At 61.2% G+C, this 17,293-nt stretch carries 15 protein-coding genes; 7 read left to right on the top strand and 8 right to left on the bottom strand.

Annotated features, from left to right (window positions below):
- Positions 1–85: 85 nt before the first annotated feature.
- The gene (locus IC235_RS00605) at positions 86–2,218 is read left to right on the top strand and encodes a glycoside hydrolase family 97 protein (RefSeq protein WP_191003214.1); all 2,133 of its coding nucleotides are present in this window, start codon (positions 86–88) and stop codon (positions 2,216–2,218) included.
- Between the two features lie 276 nt (positions 2,219–2,494).
- Positions 2,495–3,001, top strand: a complete 507-nt coding sequence (locus IC235_RS00600) for a cupin domain-containing protein (protein WP_191003213.1) — start codon at positions 2,495–2,497, stop codon at positions 2,999–3,001.
- 211 nt (positions 3,002–3,212) lie between these two features.
- Here the strand turns inward: IC235_RS00600 and IC235_RS00595 are convergent, their stop codons facing one another.
- The 3 genes from IC235_RS00595 to IC235_RS00585 all read right to left on the bottom strand — a co-directional run bounded on the left by IC235_RS00595 (position 3,213) and on the right by IC235_RS00585 (position 4,404).
- Positions 3,213–3,386 carry a hypothetical protein gene (locus IC235_RS00595; protein ID WP_191003212.1) on the bottom strand — a complete coding sequence of 58 codons (174 nt, stop codon included), beginning with the start codon at positions 3,384–3,386 and terminating at the stop codon, positions 3,213–3,215.
- Positions 3,387–3,444: 58 nt separating this feature from the next.
- A complete protein-coding gene (locus IC235_RS22345; protein ID WP_317173505.1) occupies positions 3,445–3,594 on the bottom strand; it encodes a penicillin acylase family protein in 150 nt (49 codons plus the stop codon).
- A gap of 462 nt (positions 3,595–4,056) precedes the next feature.
- Positions 4,057–4,404: a HesB/IscA family protein gene (locus IC235_RS00585; protein ID WP_191003211.1), complete on the bottom strand. Its 348-nt coding sequence runs from the start codon at positions 4,402–4,404 to the stop codon at positions 4,057–4,059.
- A 234-nt stretch (positions 4,405–4,638) separates the two neighbouring features.
- On the opposite strand from IC235_RS00585, the gene IC235_RS00580 reads away from it, so the two are divergent.
- Positions 4,639–5,175, top strand: coding sequence for a DUF7935 family protein (locus IC235_RS00580; RefSeq protein ID WP_191003210.1), 537 nt, complete (start codon positions 4,639–4,641; stop codon positions 5,173–5,175).
- Positions 5,176–5,194: 19 nt separating this feature from the next.
- Positions 5,195–5,590: a hypothetical protein gene (locus tag IC235_RS00575; RefSeq protein ID WP_191003209.1), complete on the top strand. Its 396-nt coding sequence runs from the start codon at positions 5,195–5,197 to the stop codon at positions 5,588–5,590.
- Here the strand turns inward: IC235_RS00575 and bshA are convergent.
- The 3 genes from bshA to IC235_RS00560 form a co-directional block, all read right to left on the bottom strand.
- Complete coding sequence (gene bshA, locus IC235_RS00570; protein WP_191003208.1) at positions 5,587–6,723, bottom strand: N-acetyl-alpha-D-glucosaminyl L-malate synthase BshA; 1,137 nt, start codon at positions 6,721–6,723, stop codon at positions 5,587–5,589. The two genes, IC235_RS00575 and bshA, sit on opposite strands and share 4 nt — an antisense overlap.
- A gap of 148 nt (positions 6,724–6,871) precedes the next feature.
- Entirely contained in the window at positions 6,872–7,204 is a 333-nt protein-coding gene (locus IC235_RS00565) for a hypothetical protein (RefSeq protein ID WP_191003207.1), read from the bottom strand.
- A gap of 205 nt (positions 7,205–7,409) precedes the next feature.
- Positions 7,410–10,400 (bottom strand): glycoside hydrolase family 3 N-terminal domain-containing protein, encoded by a 2,991-nt coding sequence (locus IC235_RS00560; RefSeq protein WP_223846998.1) that lies wholly within the window; start codon positions 10,398–10,400, stop codon positions 7,410–7,412.
- 291 nt (positions 10,401–10,691) lie between these two features.
- Between IC235_RS00560 and mutL the strand changes: the two genes are divergently transcribed.
- The 3 genes from mutL to IC235_RS00545 all read left to right on the top strand — a co-directional run bounded on the left by mutL (position 10,692) and on the right by IC235_RS00545 (position 14,659).
- On the top strand, positions 10,692–12,752 hold the full coding sequence (gene mutL / locus IC235_RS00555) for a DNA mismatch repair endonuclease MutL (RefSeq protein ID WP_191003206.1): 2,061 nt from the start codon (positions 10,692–10,694) through the stop codon (positions 12,750–12,752).
- A gap of 148 nt (positions 12,753–12,900) precedes the next feature.
- Complete coding sequence (locus tag IC235_RS00550; protein WP_191003205.1) at positions 12,901–13,695, top strand: rhomboid family intramembrane serine protease; 795 nt, start codon at positions 12,901–12,903, stop codon at positions 13,693–13,695.
- A 58-nt stretch (positions 13,696–13,753) separates the two neighbouring features.
- Positions 13,754–14,659, top strand: coding sequence for a rhomboid family intramembrane serine protease (locus IC235_RS00545; RefSeq protein ID WP_191003204.1), 906 nt, complete (start codon positions 13,754–13,756; stop codon positions 14,657–14,659).
- A gap of 202 nt (positions 14,660–14,861) precedes the next feature.
- Here IC235_RS00545 and mdh read toward each other — a convergent pair whose 3' ends face one another.
- Complete coding sequence (gene mdh / locus IC235_RS00540; protein ID WP_191003203.1) at positions 14,862–15,800, bottom strand: malate dehydrogenase; 939 nt, start codon at positions 15,798–15,800, stop codon at positions 14,862–14,864.
- Between the two features lie 131 nt (positions 15,801–15,931).
- Positions 15,932–17,263: a tRNA lysidine(34) synthetase TilS gene (gene tilS, locus IC235_RS00535; RefSeq protein WP_191003202.1), complete on the bottom strand. Its 1,332-nt coding sequence runs from the start codon at positions 17,261–17,263 to the stop codon at positions 15,932–15,934.
- Between the last annotated feature and the right edge of the window lie 30 nt (positions 17,264–17,293).

Below are 17,293 nucleotides of genomic sequence, written 5' to 3'. Positions count from 1 at the left end.
AGGCAGGTGGCGGTTGTGGCGCCTGAATGCGTAGTAGTTCGCCGGCTCCCCTAATAAACCACTTTTTAGCTTATCCGTGAAATAGATGCGTGAATTCTTATTAGCCCTAGCCGTCGTAGCCACTGTTCAGGTCCGCGCCCAGGCCCAAACCATTCACTCGCCCAACCGCCAACTAGCGCTGCAGTTCGCGCTCAGCCCGGCCGGGGAGCCCACCTACCAGTTGCGCTATGGCTCGAAGCCCGTGGTACTGCCGAGCCGGCTGGCCGTGCTGCTGCAAGACCAGCCGGGTTTCGACCAGGGCTTCACCGTAGCTAAAGTTGATTCGAGCCAACACGACGATACCTGGACACCGGTGTGGGGCGAGGTAAAGCGGGTTCGTAACCACTACCGGGAGCTGGCCGTGACCCTGCAGCAGGCCGCCGCGCAAAACCGGCAGCTGGTGCTGCGCTTCCGGCTGTTTGATGACGGACTGGGCTTTCGCTACGAGTTTCCCGAGCAGGGCAGCCTGAAGTATTTCACGGTCAGCGACGAGCACACCGAGTTCAACCTGCCTGCCAACCACAAGGCCTTCTGGATTCCGGGCGACTACGACTCCAACGAGTACGCATACAGCACCACCCGTCTGAGCGCGGTGAACACCACGCCCATCGCGCCGATTCAGGAGCGGGCCGCTCCCCAGCGGGTGCAAACGCCGCTCATGCTGAAGTCGGACGACGGGCTGTACGTCAACATCCACGAGGCGGCGCTGGTGAACTACCCGGCCATGATGCTGAACGTAAACCCCCAGACCTTTAGCCTCCGCAGCCAGCTGGTGCCCGGTGCCACCGGCGCCAAAGCCTACCTGCAAGCCCCCGAGCATACTCCTTGGCGCACGATCGTGGTGGCCGACAACGCACCCGCCATCCTGGCTTCCAAGCTGATTCTGAACCTGAACGAGCCCAGCAAAATAGCCGACCCCGGCTGGATTCAGCCCCAAAAATTCGTGGGCGTGTGGTGGGAGATGCACGTTAACAAAGCCAGCTGGAACTACTCCGATGCCAGTAACCTCAAGCTCGCCACCACCGACTGGGCCCACCTCCGCCCCAATGGCCGCCACGGGGCCAACACCGCCAACGTGAAGCGCTACATCGACTTCGCCGCCAAGAATGGCTTGCAAAGCGTGCTCGTCGAAGGCTGGAACGTGGGCTGGGAAGACTGGGCCGGCAACTGGAAAGAGGAAGTGTTCGACTTCGTGACGCCCTACCCGGATTTCGACGTGGACGAGCTGCAGCGCTACGCCGCCGCCCGACACGTAAAGCTGATCATGCACCACGAAACCTCGGGCTCGGTCACCAACTACGAGCGCCGAATGGACGCCGCCTACCGCTTCATGAAGGCGCACGGCTACGACGCCGCCAAAACCGGCTACGTGGGCCGCATCATCCCCCGCGGCGAGCACCACGACGGCCAGTGGATGGTGAACCACTACGTGCACGTGGCCGATGAGATGGCCCGCAACAGGCTGATGGTCGACATGCACGAATCCGTGCGTCCCACCGGCCTGCACCGGACCTACCCCAACTGGCTGGCTAACGAAGCCGCCCGCGGCAACGAGTTCAACGCCTGGAGCAGCGGCAACCCGCCCGAGCACGAAACCATCCTGCCTTTCACCCGCCTCATGGGCGGGCCGATGGACTACACCCCCGGCATCTTCCAAATCAAGCTCGAGGGCTGGAATCCGGGCGCGAACCAGGGCCGGCAGGTGCACACCACCCTGGCCAAGCAACTGGCCTTGTACGTCACGATGTACTCGCCCCTGCAGATGGCCGCCGACCTACCCGAAGCCTACGAGCAGCATCCCGATGCCTTTCAGTTCATCAAAGACGTGGCCGTCGACTGGGACGATACCCGCATCCTGGCCGCCGAGCCCGGCGACTACCTCACTATCGCCCGCAAGGCCAAAGGCAAAGACGAGTGGTACCTTGGTGCTATCACCGACGAGCAAGCGCGCCAGCAGCCAGTAAGACTGGATTTTCTTACGCCTGGCATCCGCTACGTGGCTACCATCTACGCCGATGGCAAAGGCGCCGATTGGGAGAAGAACCCCACGGCTTACCAGATCCGGCGGGTCCTGGTAGATAGCAAGGCGAAGCTGATGCTCCAACTTGCGGCCGGTGGCGGCGCGGCGATAAGTTTTCAGAAAGCAACCCCTGAGCAGCTGAAACAGTTAAAGAACTAAGCAGCAATCGGGGCCGTCCTTCTGGAAAGATCAAGTTTTATGAGGTACGAAGCTAAGCAAAGAATTGCTGGTTAGCTCAATAGATGCTCGCACCATAGCTTTAGCCCTCCACTGGCCCGCCAGTTGTTATAGCGAGTTTTCCTCGGCTAGCTCCTCCTAGCCCTCGGGCAGGAGGCCGTCCCCGTAGGGGGGCAGATGAGGCCCGGATGCCACCATTTTGGGTACAGCGCGGGGAAAGGCCCTAAATTGAGCGGAAATTATTCTTGTCCCGAGTGTATGTCAGAAAGTAGTTCTGAAAAACAATCCCTATTTCGCCAAGTAGCAGCTCAGCTGCGGCAGCAAGGCTTCATCATCGCCAAAGAAGATCCGACGCGGCCCTGGGGCGGTTTCTTCGTCATCGACGAAGACCAGGCTCAGCAATTTGCTCACACGTATTTCAACGGACTTTCCGCCGAGCAGCTACGCATCAGCGGGAAGTTGAGCCCCAAGATGCTGCTGGTGGCCCCGCATCAGCGCCTGTCGTGGCAGTACCACCACCGTCGGGCCGAAATCTGGCAGGTGGTGCAGGGCCCGGTGGGCGTGGTCACCAGCGACACCGACGAGCCAGGCGAACTAAAAGGCTTCCAGGTCGGCGATCAGATCATCATCCGGCAAGGCGAGCGCCACCGCTTGGTGGGCCTGCAAGCCTGGGGCGTACTGGCCGAAATATGGCAGCACACCGATACCCATCAGCCCTCCGATGAGGACGACATCGTGCGCGTGCAGGACGATTTCGGCCGCTAGGAGCCTCACCCTCTAACCCCGCATCTGCTTTATGCGCAGAGTCCGTGGGAGAGGGGAACCGGTTATCCCTTGCGCTTCCTATCGTCTCTGATAAAGCAAACAAAAGGCTCGTTGCGTAACGCAGCGGGTTTTTCTGCTTGATTCGGAGCCGGTTCCCCTTTCCTGTGGCTTCGCGCATAAAGCGAACCGAGGGCAGGGGGTGAGGTCCCCATCAGGGTTTTACCTTCTTCATCGCCTCAGTAAGCGACTGCTGAAGCTTAGCTCCCGAATCAGCCGGCGCTTTTTCGGTGATGCCGTATTCTTTTTGAAGCCGCTCCCATTCTTCGATGGCGATAAAGACACCGGTTATTTTGCCTTTGTCGTCGGAGAGATACTTGATGTCCATAGCTTGGTGAGTTAAATCGACCCAGAGGGAGCGAGCGGCTGGCAGGCCGAACGGCTGCTCACTCGCCGGGGTGGTAGGTCTTTTCGGCGTGTGCTTTTACGTCCTCCGGGTAAAATCGTCCCTCTTTGAAGCGGCTGTTGCAGAATAAATCGGCTTGGTCGGTAAAATGAGGAGTGCCAGGGTGGCTGCTCTGCCCGCCAGTAACCACGGAGCGGGCTTTGATGCGGGGCCGAACTCTACCACTGCCACAATCTTACCTGGATTTGGTAGCTATGGCTGACCAATACAAGAAGTCAGGCCTTTATAAGCAGACAGTTGCTGGTTAAGTGCGACTGACAGGTAAAGGGCAAAGCTGTCGATGGAGCGCGTTTTAGCCTCTAATGGATTCTACTGTCTTTGGGAGATAGTCATCTAAATTAGTTACCGGGTGCTCCGCATCAACCGCCACGGGTCCGTTACCGATAAGATGGTCATCTGCGAAGAGTTGCCATCGGCAGGCAACGCAAGCCAGTGGCTGGTAGAGAAAAAGAAAACCGGCCTCCCGGCTTTGTCTTACTCAAAGTACTTTTAGGTAGGGCAGGACCACCAGAATTTGAGAAAACGAGGCCGATAGGCCGGGCTAATGCGCAATGAAAACAGCGAGATCAGGGTACGCCGTGAAAATCAGGCCCTAGGCCGAGAACGACGAGCCACAGCCGCAGGTGCTCTTGGCCTGGGGGTTGTTGAAGACGAAGCCCCGGGCGTTGAGGCCATCCTGGAAGTCGACCTCCATGCCGAGCACGTACATGGCGTGTTTTTTATCCATGATAAGCTTCAGGCCGTCGAGGTCGTAGGTTTCGTCGGCCTCCTTGGCTTTGTCGAAGCCGAGCAGGTAGCTCATGCCCGAGCAGCCGCCCCCCTGCACGCCGATGCGCAAGCCGTAGTCAGCGGGTACGTTTTTCTCCTGAATGATATTCTTGACCTCAGCCACCGCGCGGTCGGTGAGGCTAATGGGGGCGAGGGTGGTCACGGAAGCCATATAATAAAACGATTTAGGACAGGGTGGATGACAAAGATACGGTGGCTGCCGGAGTAGCGCCCGTCTCGATGCTGGGAAGGAAACAGCAGTTGGGAGCCGACGGTTCACGGCGTAAGTTTGCGGCCATTGCCGCCCGCGCCCCGTACGCGAAAAAGAAAAGGCAACCCTTTCGCTCCGGGCCACGAACTACCCGGGCACCCCTGCCCGTTTGTCCCCCACTGCCATTTATTCTCGATGGAATCTCCGGACTATTTCTACGATCTGCTCAAAATCGTGCTGCCGGCCCTGATCGTGGCCGGCGCTATTTACATGCTCTTCCGCCAGTTTCTGGAAAAGGAGCAGCAGCGCCGCCTGATCGAACTGCGGCTCGAAAGCAACAAGACCACCCTGCCCCTGCGCCTGCAAGCCTACGAGCGCATGGTGCTGTTTCTCGAGCGCATCTCACCCAACAACATCCTCGTGCGTCTGAGCAGCGCGGGCCAAAGCGCGCCCGACTTCCACCGCCTGCTGCAACAGGAAATCCGGGCCGAATACGAGCACAATCTTTCGCAGCAGCTCTACATCTCCGGCGAAGCCTGGACCGTGGTCAAAGAAGCCAAGGAAAACGTGCTGACGATGGTAAACCGCGCCTTTCACGGCATTCAGAACCCGGGCCAGGCCCGGGGTACGGAACTAGCCAAACGTATTCTGGAAGGCCTCATGATGGACGGAGCCGAGCCCACGGCCCAGGCCCTGGCGGTGGTGAAAAACGAAGCGGCCGGACTCTTTTAGCGCCCCGACCCCCGCTACCATGTTCAAGCGCTGCCCCTGGATTGGATTACTGGCCTTCCTGGGCGCCTGCAGCTACCCCATGCTCCCGGTCGAAGGTGGTATGTACCCGTCAACGGGGCAATTGCTGGGGCTGACCTTCAGCGCCTTATTTCTGGTTCCGGCCGTAGCTACGGCAGTCGTTTACGGCCTGATGAAGTTGATTCGTTCGGCGCGAAAGCTTCGCATCGGGGTGGTTTTCAGCGCTGCCTGGCTAACGTGGATGGTGGGGTTTGTACTCGTTTCCAGCCACTGGGGCCAGTATTTGGGTGCAGAAGGCACGCTACTCTTATTTGGCGGTTTGTCTTTTGCCGTGGCCGCCGTCGTGGGCTACTGGTTTAGTCGGCCGCCACGGCCGCCAGTCGGGCCGCCCAATTAAGCCGTAGCAGCCACCGACTCGATGGCCCGCTGGTAGCAGTCCTCGTACCGCGGCACAATCTTCTCCAGGGCAAACTCCTCGGCGCGGGCGCGGGCCGCGGCTTTAAAGCGCGGCAGGTTCTCGTCGGCCAGGATGTAAAGGGCGTTTTTTACCATGTCGGGCACGTCGCCGATTTCGCTAATGGTGCCGGTCACGCCGTGCACATTGAGCTCCGGAATACCACCGGCGTTGGTGCTCACCACGGGCACCTCGCAGGCCATAGCTTCGAGGGCGGCGAGGCCGAAGCTTTCATTTTCGGAAGGCATCAGGAACAAGTCGCTCACGCTGAGTACTTCCTCCACCGCTTCGAGCTTGCCCAGGAAGCGCAGGTCGCGGTGGCAGTCCAGCTCGCGGGCCAGCTTTTCCATGCGGCTGCGGTCGGGGCCGTCGCCCACGAGCAGCAGCTTGGCCGGAATTTCGGCCCGCACGCCGCAGAAAATCCGCAGCACATCTTCCACCCGCTTCACCGTGCGGAAGTTGCTGGTGTGCACCAGCAGCTTTTCGCCCTCGGGCGCGATGGCGGCCCGGAAATGGCTTTTCTCCTGCTTCCGGAAGCGCTGCAGGTCGATGAAGTTGGGAATAACCGTGATGTCCTTCTCCACGGCAAAATACTCGTAGGTCTCGCGCCGCAAATCGGCCGAAACCGAAGTCACCCCGTCGCTCTGGTTGATGCTGAACGTGACCACCGGCTCGAAGCTGGCATCCTTGCCCACCAGGGTAATGTCGGTGCCGTGCAGGGTCGTCACCACCGGAATCAGAATGCCGCGGGTGCGCAGAATCTGTTTCGCCATAAACGCCGCCGAGGCGTGCGGAATGGCGTAGTGTACGTGCAGCACGTCGAGCTTTTCGTTCTGCACGATGTCGACCATCTTGCTGGTCAGGGCCAGCTCGTAGGGCGGAAACTGGAAGAGTGGATACGCCGGCACGTACACCTCGTGGTAAAACAGGTTCTCGTTGAAGAAATCGAGCCGCACCGGCTGGCTGTAGGTGATGAAGTGCACCCGGTGGCCCCGCTGGGCCAGGGCTTTGCCCAGTTCAGTGGCCACCACGCCCGAGCCACCAAACGTGGGGTAACAAACAATGCCGATGTTCATGCCGGAGGAAGAAGAGTAGAATGAGTATGGCTAACCGAAAGTAGGCCCCGTTGTTAGCGCCGGTACGGTTGACATAGCGCTGAAGACGCATTCGCCCCAGCTTTATTTTCCGCGCCAGCCGCCAAAGAAAGCCAACGTTAGCTTTTACCTACCAATCCTCCAATTCAGCCAATTCTTCAATCAGGTGTTTGGCGAACTGCCGCTTTAAACTTATCCTGACTCCCGCGGCTGCAAATAAGCCGTCTAAATAGATGAGAATTAGCAGGATGATTATCCGCTTGCGTGGGTTCACAACCGTTATATCCCGGTAAGGAATGCGAACAAACCCGCCGCCGAAGAACTGTTTATTTAACACGAGGCTGCGGCCTTCGAAGGCGCTGGACATAGTGTCGGCGTAGGTCACCGCCCCAATCATGGCCGAGGTTGTTTCCAGGCGGGCCGGGCCATAGGCGTGCCATACACGGAATACAAATGGCTCCATCCCTTTTTAAAAGGATTGACTACCGGGCGGCCAATGATAAAAAGCTTTATTAAGCCGTAGATAAAGGCCGCCTGTAAGGAAAACCCAAGGAAAAAAATCAGGGCTTTGGCTAGCCACCCGCCTACTTCCGAAACGGTCATCGTTCGTTAATACAGTTGGGTTGGGAGTAAAGGGTAAGTAATGAGCCGCGATTTCTTGCGGCTTTTTAACCCTTGCCCGCCGCCAATGACTTGTAAATCACCTCATGAATGCGGGTGCGGATGTTGTACTGGCGCAGCTTGTTGTTGCCCGCATCCGGGTATACGCGGTTCGACAGGAAGATGTAGAGAATCTGGTTGTCGGGGTCCATCCACACGCAGGTGCCCGTGAAGCCGGTGTGGCCGAAGGTGCTGGCGGGGGAGAGGTTGCTGGTGGGGCCTTCGGGCTTGCTCGGGTTGCCGTGGTCCCAGCCCAGGCCGCGCCGGCCCCCGGCGGCGGGTTGGGCAAACTCGGTTACCACGGGGCTCTGGAAGTAGCGGGTGCCGCCGTAGTTACCGTTTTGCAGGTTCATCTGCATCAGCACGGCCAGGTCGTTGGCGGTGGCAAACAAGCCGGCGTGGCCACCCACCCCACCCACGAGGGCAGCGGTTTGGTCGTGCACGGAACCCTGCAGCTGTTCGCGGCGGTAGTAGGTATCGTTTTCGGTGGGCGCGATGCAGCTCTTCGGAAAGCGCTGCAAGGGGTTGTAGGTCATACTCCCCAGCCCCAGCGGACGATAGAACTTAGACTGTAAAAAGATTTCCAGCGGCTGCTTAAGAATCTTTTCGCATACCCGCTTCATCACGATGAAGCTCAGGTCCGAGTACTCGGTTGGGTACCGGCCCCGGCTCTTGGGCAGCAGGCCGGAGCGCACCGTCCAGGCCCAGACCGAGTCGTCGGCGGCCTTGGTGCTGTATTCGCCGGGCACCACCTCGTTGGGAAACTCCTCGGAGCGGATGCTGGCGTAGAACGTGGGCTTGAGGCCGGCGCTGTTGATGGTGCGCTCCCAGGTTGGAATGCCCGGCTTAAGGCCCGCCTGGTGCAGCAGCACGTCGCGCACGGTCATGTCGCGCTTGTTGCTGCGCGCCAGCTCGGGCAGGTAAGTGGCCACTTTCGCATCGAGGTTGAGCTTGCCCTGGTCCTTGAGATACATCACGGCTTGCAGGGTGCCGGCCACTTTCGTAACCGAAGCCAGGTCGTAGAGCGTGCTGCTGGTTACGGGCTGCGACTGGTCGTAGGTGCAGTAGCCGTAGCTCTGGTCGAACACCACGGTTCCGTTCTTGGCCACCAGCACCTGGCAGCCGGGCGCGGCCGCGTAGGTCTGGCTTTCGAGGGCAATGTTGTCGATCTGGGCCAGCACGCGCGAGCTCAGCCCTTGGCTTTCGGGGGTGGCGTACCGCAGCCGGTGCAAATCGGGGGTGGCAATGCCGGTCGCTACGGGCATGGTCGGCGACACCGTAACCGGCAGTTTGCCCCGCGCCGGCAGCGCGCCGAACAGCACCTGCGGCACCACCAGCTGCGCGGCGTAGTGGTCCTCGTAGGCGCACACCAGCGTGCGGGCTTCCTCCAGGTATTTCAGGCCGTAGGGGTTGCCCATGGCCACCACCACCGTCTTAAACCCGCGGTTGGCTTTGAGCTGCTTGATGAATTTCAGGGCCCCGTCGCCCAGACCGTACCGGTGGCTGGGGGTGTTATTCATGTTGTGCAAGCTCACTACCACCACGTTGTAGCCCTTTAGGCGCGCCGCAATCCGGGCAAAAGTGGAGTCGTCGGCATAGCGGTTGGGCACGGCGTACACGGGCCCGGGCTGGTACTTGTTGAAAATAGTGGCGTAGGGACCCTCCGCCTGCGTGCCAATCGTGATGGCCGCGATGCGCAGCGTGTCGAGCCGTTGGAAGGGCAGCAGCTTGTCGTCGTTTTTAACCACCGTCACCGCGTGCTCGAAGATGTTCTGAGCCAGCGCCTTCGAGCCGGGCAGGTTCAGGCTGTCGTGCAGGGTGGCCAGCCGGGCGGGCCGGTACTTCGCCAGCCCGGCCCAGTACTTGGCCCGCAAAATCTTCTTGATGCGCAAGTCCAGCTCCTCCTGCCGCAGCTTGCCGGCCGTTACCGCCTCCCGGATGCGCGCCAGGGCGGCCGGCACGTCCTCCGAGAACAGCAGGATGTCGTTGCCGGCCGCCAGCGCCATGGCGTCGAGCTCGCCGTCTTTGTACAGCTTGCTCACGCTCTTCATGTTGAGCGCATCCGTGAAAACCAGGCCCTTAAACCCCATCTTGTCCTTCAGCAGGTCGGTTACCAGCGCGCGCGACAGGGTGGTCGTTTTCGCATCGGTGGTGTCGAACAGCGGCATGTAGAGGTGGGCCACCATCACCCCCATCACGCCGGCCTCGAACGAGTGCTGAAACGGCACCAAGTCCACCTTCGTCAGCCGGGCCATGTCGGTGTTGATGACCGGGAGGGCCACGTGGGAGTCGGTATCCGTATCGCCGTGGCCGGGGAAGTGCTTGGCCACCGCCATAATCCGGTTGTCCTGCAAGCCCCGGATGTATTGAACCCCAAGCCTGGCCACTTGCTCCTGGTCTTCGCCGAACGAGCGGTTGCCAATCACCGGGTTGTCGGGGTTGGAATTCACGTCCAGCACCGGCGCAAAATCGATGTGCACGCCCAGCGCCCGCATCTTGCGGGCCAGATCGCGGCCCATCTGATACACGTATTTGGGGTCGTCCATGGCGCCCAGCGTCATCTGCTTGGCGAAGTGGGCCGAGGAGTCCAGACGCATGTCGAGGCCCCACTCGGCGTCCATGGCAATGAGCAGCGGCACCTTGGCGGCCGCTTGCAGGCGGTTAGTCATCAGGGCCTGGCGCTTGGGGCCACCCTGCAAAAACATCACCCCCCCGATGTGCTGATTGCGCACCAGCCGCTCGATGCGGTCGGCGTGGCTGCGCTCTTTGTTGGAATAGGCGGCCACCATGAACAACTGGCCCAGCCGCTGGTCGGGCGTGAGCGAGTTAAACACGCTGTCAACCCAGGCCGCCTCAGCCGGGGAGGCCTGCATGGGGTCACCCGGCAGCTTTTTTACTTCGGAAAATGATAGCAGCAAGCCCGCCGCCAGCAGCAAAGCCGCCAAGCCCAATTGGAAAGGAATGCGCATCAGCCCCGTAGGGAAAGTGGGGTGGTTCAAGAGGTAAAACCGGCCGCCAAGGCCGTACTTTTGTCGTGGGTACCAGCGGAACCCATCAGCCCGGTTTGGAGGTTCCAAATTCGGGACGACTGCGGCAGGAAAACCTTCGGGCAATTGCCCTACAATTCCCTGCTTACATTCCGCTATTTAGCCGCGAAGGTACGCAGAAAACCCCGTCGCGGGTTTGAATCGTGGCTGGTAGCTGCTTATTATCCGGCGCGCTTTTACTTGTTTGTGTGCCGATTAGCTCATCCGACTCCCTGGCGCAAGCTCAAAGGCGCCTTACTTCCTATGCCCGACATCATTCAACTGCTACCCGAATACCTTGCTAATCAGATTGCGGCCGGCGAAGTGGTGCAGCGCCCCGCTTCCGTGGTGAAGGAGCTGCTGGAAAACGCCGTCGACGCCGGCGCTACTCAGATTCAACTCATTGTAAAAGAGGCGGGGAAGCAGCTCGTGCAGGTGGTCGACAACGGCGCGGGCATGTCGCCGACCGATGCCCGCATGAGCCTGGAGCGCCACGCGACCAGTAAAATCCGCTCGACCGAAGACCTGTTCCGCATCCGGACGCTCGGCTTCCGGGGCGAGGCGCTGGCCAGTATCGCGGCCGTGGCCCAGGTGGAGATTCGGACGAAGCAGCGCGACCAGGACACGGGCAGCCTGCTGCTGGTGGAAGGCTCGCAGGTCACCAGCCAACAGCCCACCGCCTGCCCCGACGGAACCAGCATCTCGGTCAAGAACTTGTTTTTCAACGTGCCTGCCCGCCGCAACTTCCTCAAGAGCAACGCCGTGGAGATGCGCCACATTCTCGATGAGTTTCAGCACGTGGCGCTGGCCAATCCGCAAATTGCCTTCTCCCTGTACCAAAACGAGCTCGAGGTATTTGGCCTGCCCGCCGGCAAGCTGAGCCAGCGCATCGTGGCGCTGCTCGGCAACGGCTACAAAGAGCAGCTGGCCGCCTGCGAGGAAGTAACGCATTCCATTGCCGTGAAGGGCTTCGTAGGCAAGCCGGAGTCGTCGAAGAAAAGCCGGGGCGACCAGTTCTTCTTCGTGAATAACCGGTTTATCCGCTCGGCCTACCTCAACCATGCCGTGCTGGCCGCCTACGAGGGCTTGCTGGCGCGCGACACTCACCCGTTCTACGTGCTGTTCCTGGAGCTGGACCCCAAGTCCATCGATATCAACGTGCACCCCACCAAAACGGAAATCAAGTTCGAAGACGAGAAAACGGTGTACGCCGTGGTGCGGGCCGCCGTGAAGCAGAGCCTGGGCCTGCACAACATTGCCCCCTCGCTGGACTTCGACGGCGACGTGAACTTCGCCCCCATCCGGCCCCTGCGTGCCGGCAAAGGCACGGGCGGGGTGCCCACCGAGGCCGAGGACCACCTGCCCGCGGCCACGTCGGCGGCCCGCGCGGCTGATTCCGACGGCTTTCGCCCCGATGCGCTGGCCGCCGCGGCCTCGGCCACGCGGCGCCCGGCGGGCCCAGCGGGTTTCGCAAATTTCGACGCCGATACCCGCCGCGATGGCTACGAGCGCCAGCCGCCCCCGCGGCCGACCGAGCAGGCCCGGCGCGAGCTGGAAGCATTTTATCGCGAGCTCGGCCAGCCCGTGCGCGACGAACCCGGCCGCGAAGCCCCCGCGGCACAGCGTCTGACGGCTCCCGCCCCGGCCGAGCCAGATGCCGTCGGCAACCCCGCCGACGCGAGTCCCGGCGCGTTGCCGCTGGAGCTGCCCAGCTCCGATGCTCCCCCGGCCCGGCCGGTTCCGACCCGCGAGGGCGGCGGCAGCCGGGCCCTGCAGGTGCAGCAGCGCTTCGTGCTGGTGCCCGTGAAATCGGGCGTGCTGCTCATCGACCAGGAAGCGGCCCGCGAGCGGATTTTGTACGAGCAGTACCGCCAGGAGCTCGGCCGGGCCGTGGGTGCGTCCCAAACCTTGCTCTTTCCGCGCACCGTTACGTTCAACCCGGCCGACTTTGCCGTCTTGCGCGAGCTCACCGAGCCGCTGCACGCCCTGGGGTTCATATTTGCCGAGTTTGGCCCTAACACCATTGCCGTAGAAGCCATTCCGGCCGGCATGCCCGCCCAGGACGAGAAAGAGCTGCTCGAAAGCCTGATCGAGCAGTTCCGCACCACAGCCGGCCCGCTCAAGCTCGACCAGGGGGAAAGCCTGGCCCGAGCCCTGGCCCGCCGCGTGGCCGTGAGCACGGCCGGCACCCGCCTGCCCGAAGCCGAGCTCAACGCGCTGGCCGACCGGCTGTTTGCTTGCCAGGTACCCGGCTACACTCCCGACGGGCGCAAAACCCTCGTGCTGCTGGACGGACAGCAGCTGGCCGACTTTTTCCGTAAGTGAGCCGTTATTCCTCCTGCGGGTGGATTCCCGCTGCGATTTTAGCGGGGACTCACCCGTGCCGGTAGCTTTGTGGTTTCGGAGCGTGCTGGCCGGGCACCCGCGGGCCCGCCGATTCTCCCGCTAAAAGTTTGGAATTACCCTTCGCTTCATGTTCAACCTGACCCCCACCGTTCGCAACCTCCTTATTGTGAACGTCGCCTTTTTCCTGGCCCAGATGAGTCTCTTGCCGCTCATCACCCAGGTTGGGAGCCTGTACGCCATCGGCTCGCCCTATTTCTATCCCTGGCAGTTCTTCACCTACATGTTTCTGCACGGGGGCTGGGGCCACCTCATCTCCAATATGTTCGGCCTGATTTCGTTCGGCCCCTTGTTGGAGCAGCGTTGGGGCCCCGCGCGCTTTCTCACGTTTTGGATGATTTGCGGGGTGGGGGCCGGCCTGCTGTACGAGGGCGTGCGCAGCTACGAGCTGTACAAGGTAGAGCAAGCCCGGCAGGAGTTTCACCAGTCGCCCTCCGGGGCTGATTTTGCCAACTTCTTCCGCGATTACTTCCCGGAGGCGATGGGGTACGAAACCCTGGCCGCGGCCTTGCAGCGCAACCCGCAAAATCAGGAATACATTGATGCCGCCACGGCGGCCATCGACGGCGCCGTGACCAGTACCCGCGATTCGCGCAATAGCGGTATGCTGGGGGCGTCCGGAGCCTTGTTCGGCATCCTCTTCGCCTTCGCTTATCTGTTTCCGAACACCGAGCTCATGCTCCTGTTTTTCCCGTTTCCAATCAAAGCCAAGTATTTTGTGTTCCTCTATTCCCTGTACGAACTTTATAAGGGCGTACACCGCACCCCCGGCGACAACGTAGCACATTTTGCCCACCTCGGCGGCCTGTTAATCGGCTTTATTATTTTGAGGTTCTGGGAAAGAGACCGGGAAAAATTTTACTAGTTATTCAGTCGGCTGCATTATCATATACCTACAAGACGCGCATCGTTCCGTTATCTCCATGAGCATCGTTCAAGACATTCGCACCGCTTTCAGCCGCCGCGACAATGCCCTCATCCAGCTTATCTTACTGAATGTGCTGGTGTTTGCGGGGCTTATCGTCCTGCGCACCATTCTCACGGTTAGCAGCGCCAGCGGCTACTATCCGCCGGTACTGCGACAGTTTGAGCTGTCGTCGGCCCTGCCCATCTTGTTACGCCACCCGTGGACGGTGCTGACTTATGCCTTCACCCACGAAGGTTTCTTTCACATCCTGTTTAACCTGCTGAATCTCTACTGGTTTGGCCAGCTGATCCGCGAGTACTTGGGCGACCGTCGCCTGGTGAGCATCTACGTGCTGGGCGCATTGACTGGAGCTGCCGTGTTCCTGCTCAGCTACAACCTCATTCCGGCGTTTCAGCCGGCGGTGGGCTCGCCCATGATTGGGGCCTCGGCCGCCGTCACGGCCATCATCGTGGCCGGGGCCACGCTGCTGCCCGACTACACGTTTATGCTGATTTTGATCGGACCCGTCAAGATTAAGTGGATTGCGGCCGTCGTGGTGCTAATTTCCCTGGCGGGGGTGAACGGCGGCAACCCCGGCGGTGAAATTGCCCACCTCGGAGGGGCGCTGCTGGGCTTCGTCTTCATCAAGCAGCTGCAAGCCGGCCGCGACTTGGGCCGCCCAGTGCAGGCCATCGGGGACTGGGTGAGCAACCTATTCAGCCGCCGGCCGGCCATGCGCGTCAGCACCACGCGCCGGCCCGAACCGGTGACGACGGCGGCCAGCGGTGGCAAGAAGCCTGCGGCAGCAGGCCAGCCGTTGCAGGATGAGATTGACAACATCCTCGACAAGATTTCGCGCTCGGGCTACGAAAGCCTGTCCAAGGAAGAAAAACAGAAGCTGTTTCGCGCTAGCCAGCAGTAATCTTACAATAAGAGATCTGCGATATGCATTAGTAAAGGTGCCTTACCGCCAATCCCAAACCCGCTAGGAATTGTTGGGAGCGGATCGCCAGTAAGCCCCAAAGATGCCCTGAGGAACTCTACGTAGGCGCATCAAGCAAGCAGGCCGCCGGCTATTGCCGGCGGCCTGCTTGTTTAAGGTTTTATCGTGCAATGGCAGATGCTTACGCCGGCTGGGCCATCTTGTCCAGCGCGTCCATTACTTCTTTTACGTGGCCGCGCGAGGTTTCCAGCAAGGCTTTCTCGTCGTCGTTGAGCTGCAGCTCAATCACGCGCTCCACGCCGTTCTTGCCGAGGATAACCGGGGCGCCGAGGTATACGCCGTTGATGCCGTACTCGCCTTGCAGCTCCAGGCATACGGGGAACACGCGGCGCTGGTCGCGTACGATGGCCTCCACCATTTGCGCCGCGGCTGCGCCGGGAGCATACCAGGCCGAGGTACCCATGAGCTTCACCAGCTCGCCGCCGCCCACGGCGGTGCGCTGCACGATGGCATCCAGCTCCGCTTTGCCGATGAGCTCGGTAACTGGAATGCCGCCCACGGTGGTGTAGCGGGGCAGGGGCACCATGGTGTCGCCGTGGCCGCCCATGAGCACGGCTTGAATGTCTTTGGGGCTCACGTTCAGGGCCTCGGCCAGGAAGGCGCGGTAGCGGGCCGTGTCGAGGATGCCGGCCATGCCGAACACCCTTTCGCGGGGCAGCTGGGCCGTGAGGTGGGCCTGGTAGGTCATCACGTCGAGCGGGTTGCTCACCACGATGATGATGGCGTTAGGGGAGTGGGCCACCACTTGCTCGGTTACCGATTTCACGATGCCGGCGTTCACCGAAATCAGGTCGTCGCGGCTCATGCCGGGCTTGCGGGGCAGGCCCGAGGTAATCACCACCACCTCCGAGCCGGCGGTGCGGGCGTAGTCGTTGGTCACGCCCACGGTGCGCGAGTCGTAGCCGATAATCGGGGCTTTCTGCCAGATGTCGAGGGCTTTGCCTTCGGCGATGCCTTCCTTAATGTCCACCAGAACAATTTCGTTGGCAATTTCACGGGTGGCGAGCACATCGGCGCAGGTTGCGCCCACGTTGCCGGCTCCGACTACGGTAACTTTCATAATAAAGGGTTAGGTTGAGTGGCTAGAGCCGCAAAAGTAACGCCCACGCTGTAACTCCAACAGTGTGCAGTAGCGCGGACTTTGAGAGTCCGCGAGTAGACGTCCTAACTCGCGGACTCTCAGAGTCCGCGCTACAGGCGCTGGATGGTTAGCACACGCTGGGTGGCTTCTTCCACCTTAAACCGGTCGTCGACCCGCCAGCCTACTACCCAGCAGATTTTGCCGTCGGCCGAGGTCAGCACGCGGACGTCGTCTTTGAGGTTGAGGGGTACTTTTTGGTCGATGAGAAAGTCGCTGAGCAGCTTTTTGCCTTTCATGCCCAGCGGCATAAACCAGTCGCCCTCCTGCCAGCGGCGCAGGGTGAGCGGAAACTTGAGCTTGTCGGCATCGAGGGCGGCCGTGCTTTTCGAGCGCGGGATGACGAAGCCCTGTGTTTCCTCGTGGAGCTCGGCCTTGAGGCGCAGGCCGGCCGCCAGCAGGTCGGTTTGGCCGGCCGCCAGCTGGAAAGTGCCGAACTGGGTGAGCCGCCGCGGCGTGATGACCAGGTTTTCGCGGTCTTTTACCAGGCGGTGCGTGGGCGAGTCGAAGCGCCGGCCCGACTCGCCGGGGAAGGCCGCCACGATGTTTTTCACCACCAGCCAGGAAAAGCCGAAAGGGCGCAGGATTTCGTGGAGCACCAGGGTGGTGGCCGCGGTTTTCTGCAGCGTGGCGATGTTGAGGTAGGTCACCTCGGCCTCGTCGTGACGGGCCCGGGCAGCGGTTTCCGCTACGTAGTGGCGCACGATTTCCTCGGCTCCGCCCACCCGCTCGGCGGTGGCGTGCAGGGTCTGGTCGAGGTTGGGGTTGATTTCGCGCAGCACCGGCAGCACCTCGTGGCGCAGCAGGTTCCGTTGGTACACGGGGCTGTCGTTGCTGGCATCCTCGCGCCAGCGCAGGCCGCGCTCCACTAAGTACTCGTGCAGGTCGTCGCGGCCCACGCCCAGCAGCGGCCGCACCACGTAGCCGTTTTTCAGCTGAATGCCGTGCAGGCCGGCCAGGCCCGTGCCGTGAGTCAGGTTCAGCAGCATGGTTTCGGCCTCGTCGCGCTGGTGGTGGCCCGTGGCGATGTAGGCCAGGCCCTGCGCCGCCCGCACCTGCTCGAACCAGCGGTAGCGCAGGAGGCGGGCCGCCATTTGGGTTGAGATGCCTTCCTGCTCGGCGAATGCCTTGGTTTGAAAAAACTCGGTGAAGTAGGGGAGGCCGTACTGTTTGGCCAGCTTGCGGACAAATTGCTCGTCGGCGTCGGCGTCGGCCCCCCGCAGGCCGAAATGGCAGTGGGCCACCGCCACCGGAGCCCCGAGCCGATGCAAAACGTCGAGCAACACCACCGAATCGAGCCCGCCGCTGACTGCTACCAGCAAAGGGTCTTTTTCAATGGCGAACAGCGCGTGCTCTTCGATAAACTGGCGGACTATTTCGAGCATGAAGTATTCATGAAGTATTAAGGTTAAAAG

It is taken from the genome of Hymenobacter montanus (assembly GCF_014699115.1).
Lineage (GTDB): Bacteria > Bacteroidota > Bacteroidia > Cytophagales > Hymenobacteraceae > Hymenobacter > Hymenobacter montanus.
This window is presented reverse-complemented; position numbering and strand designations above follow the sequence as displayed.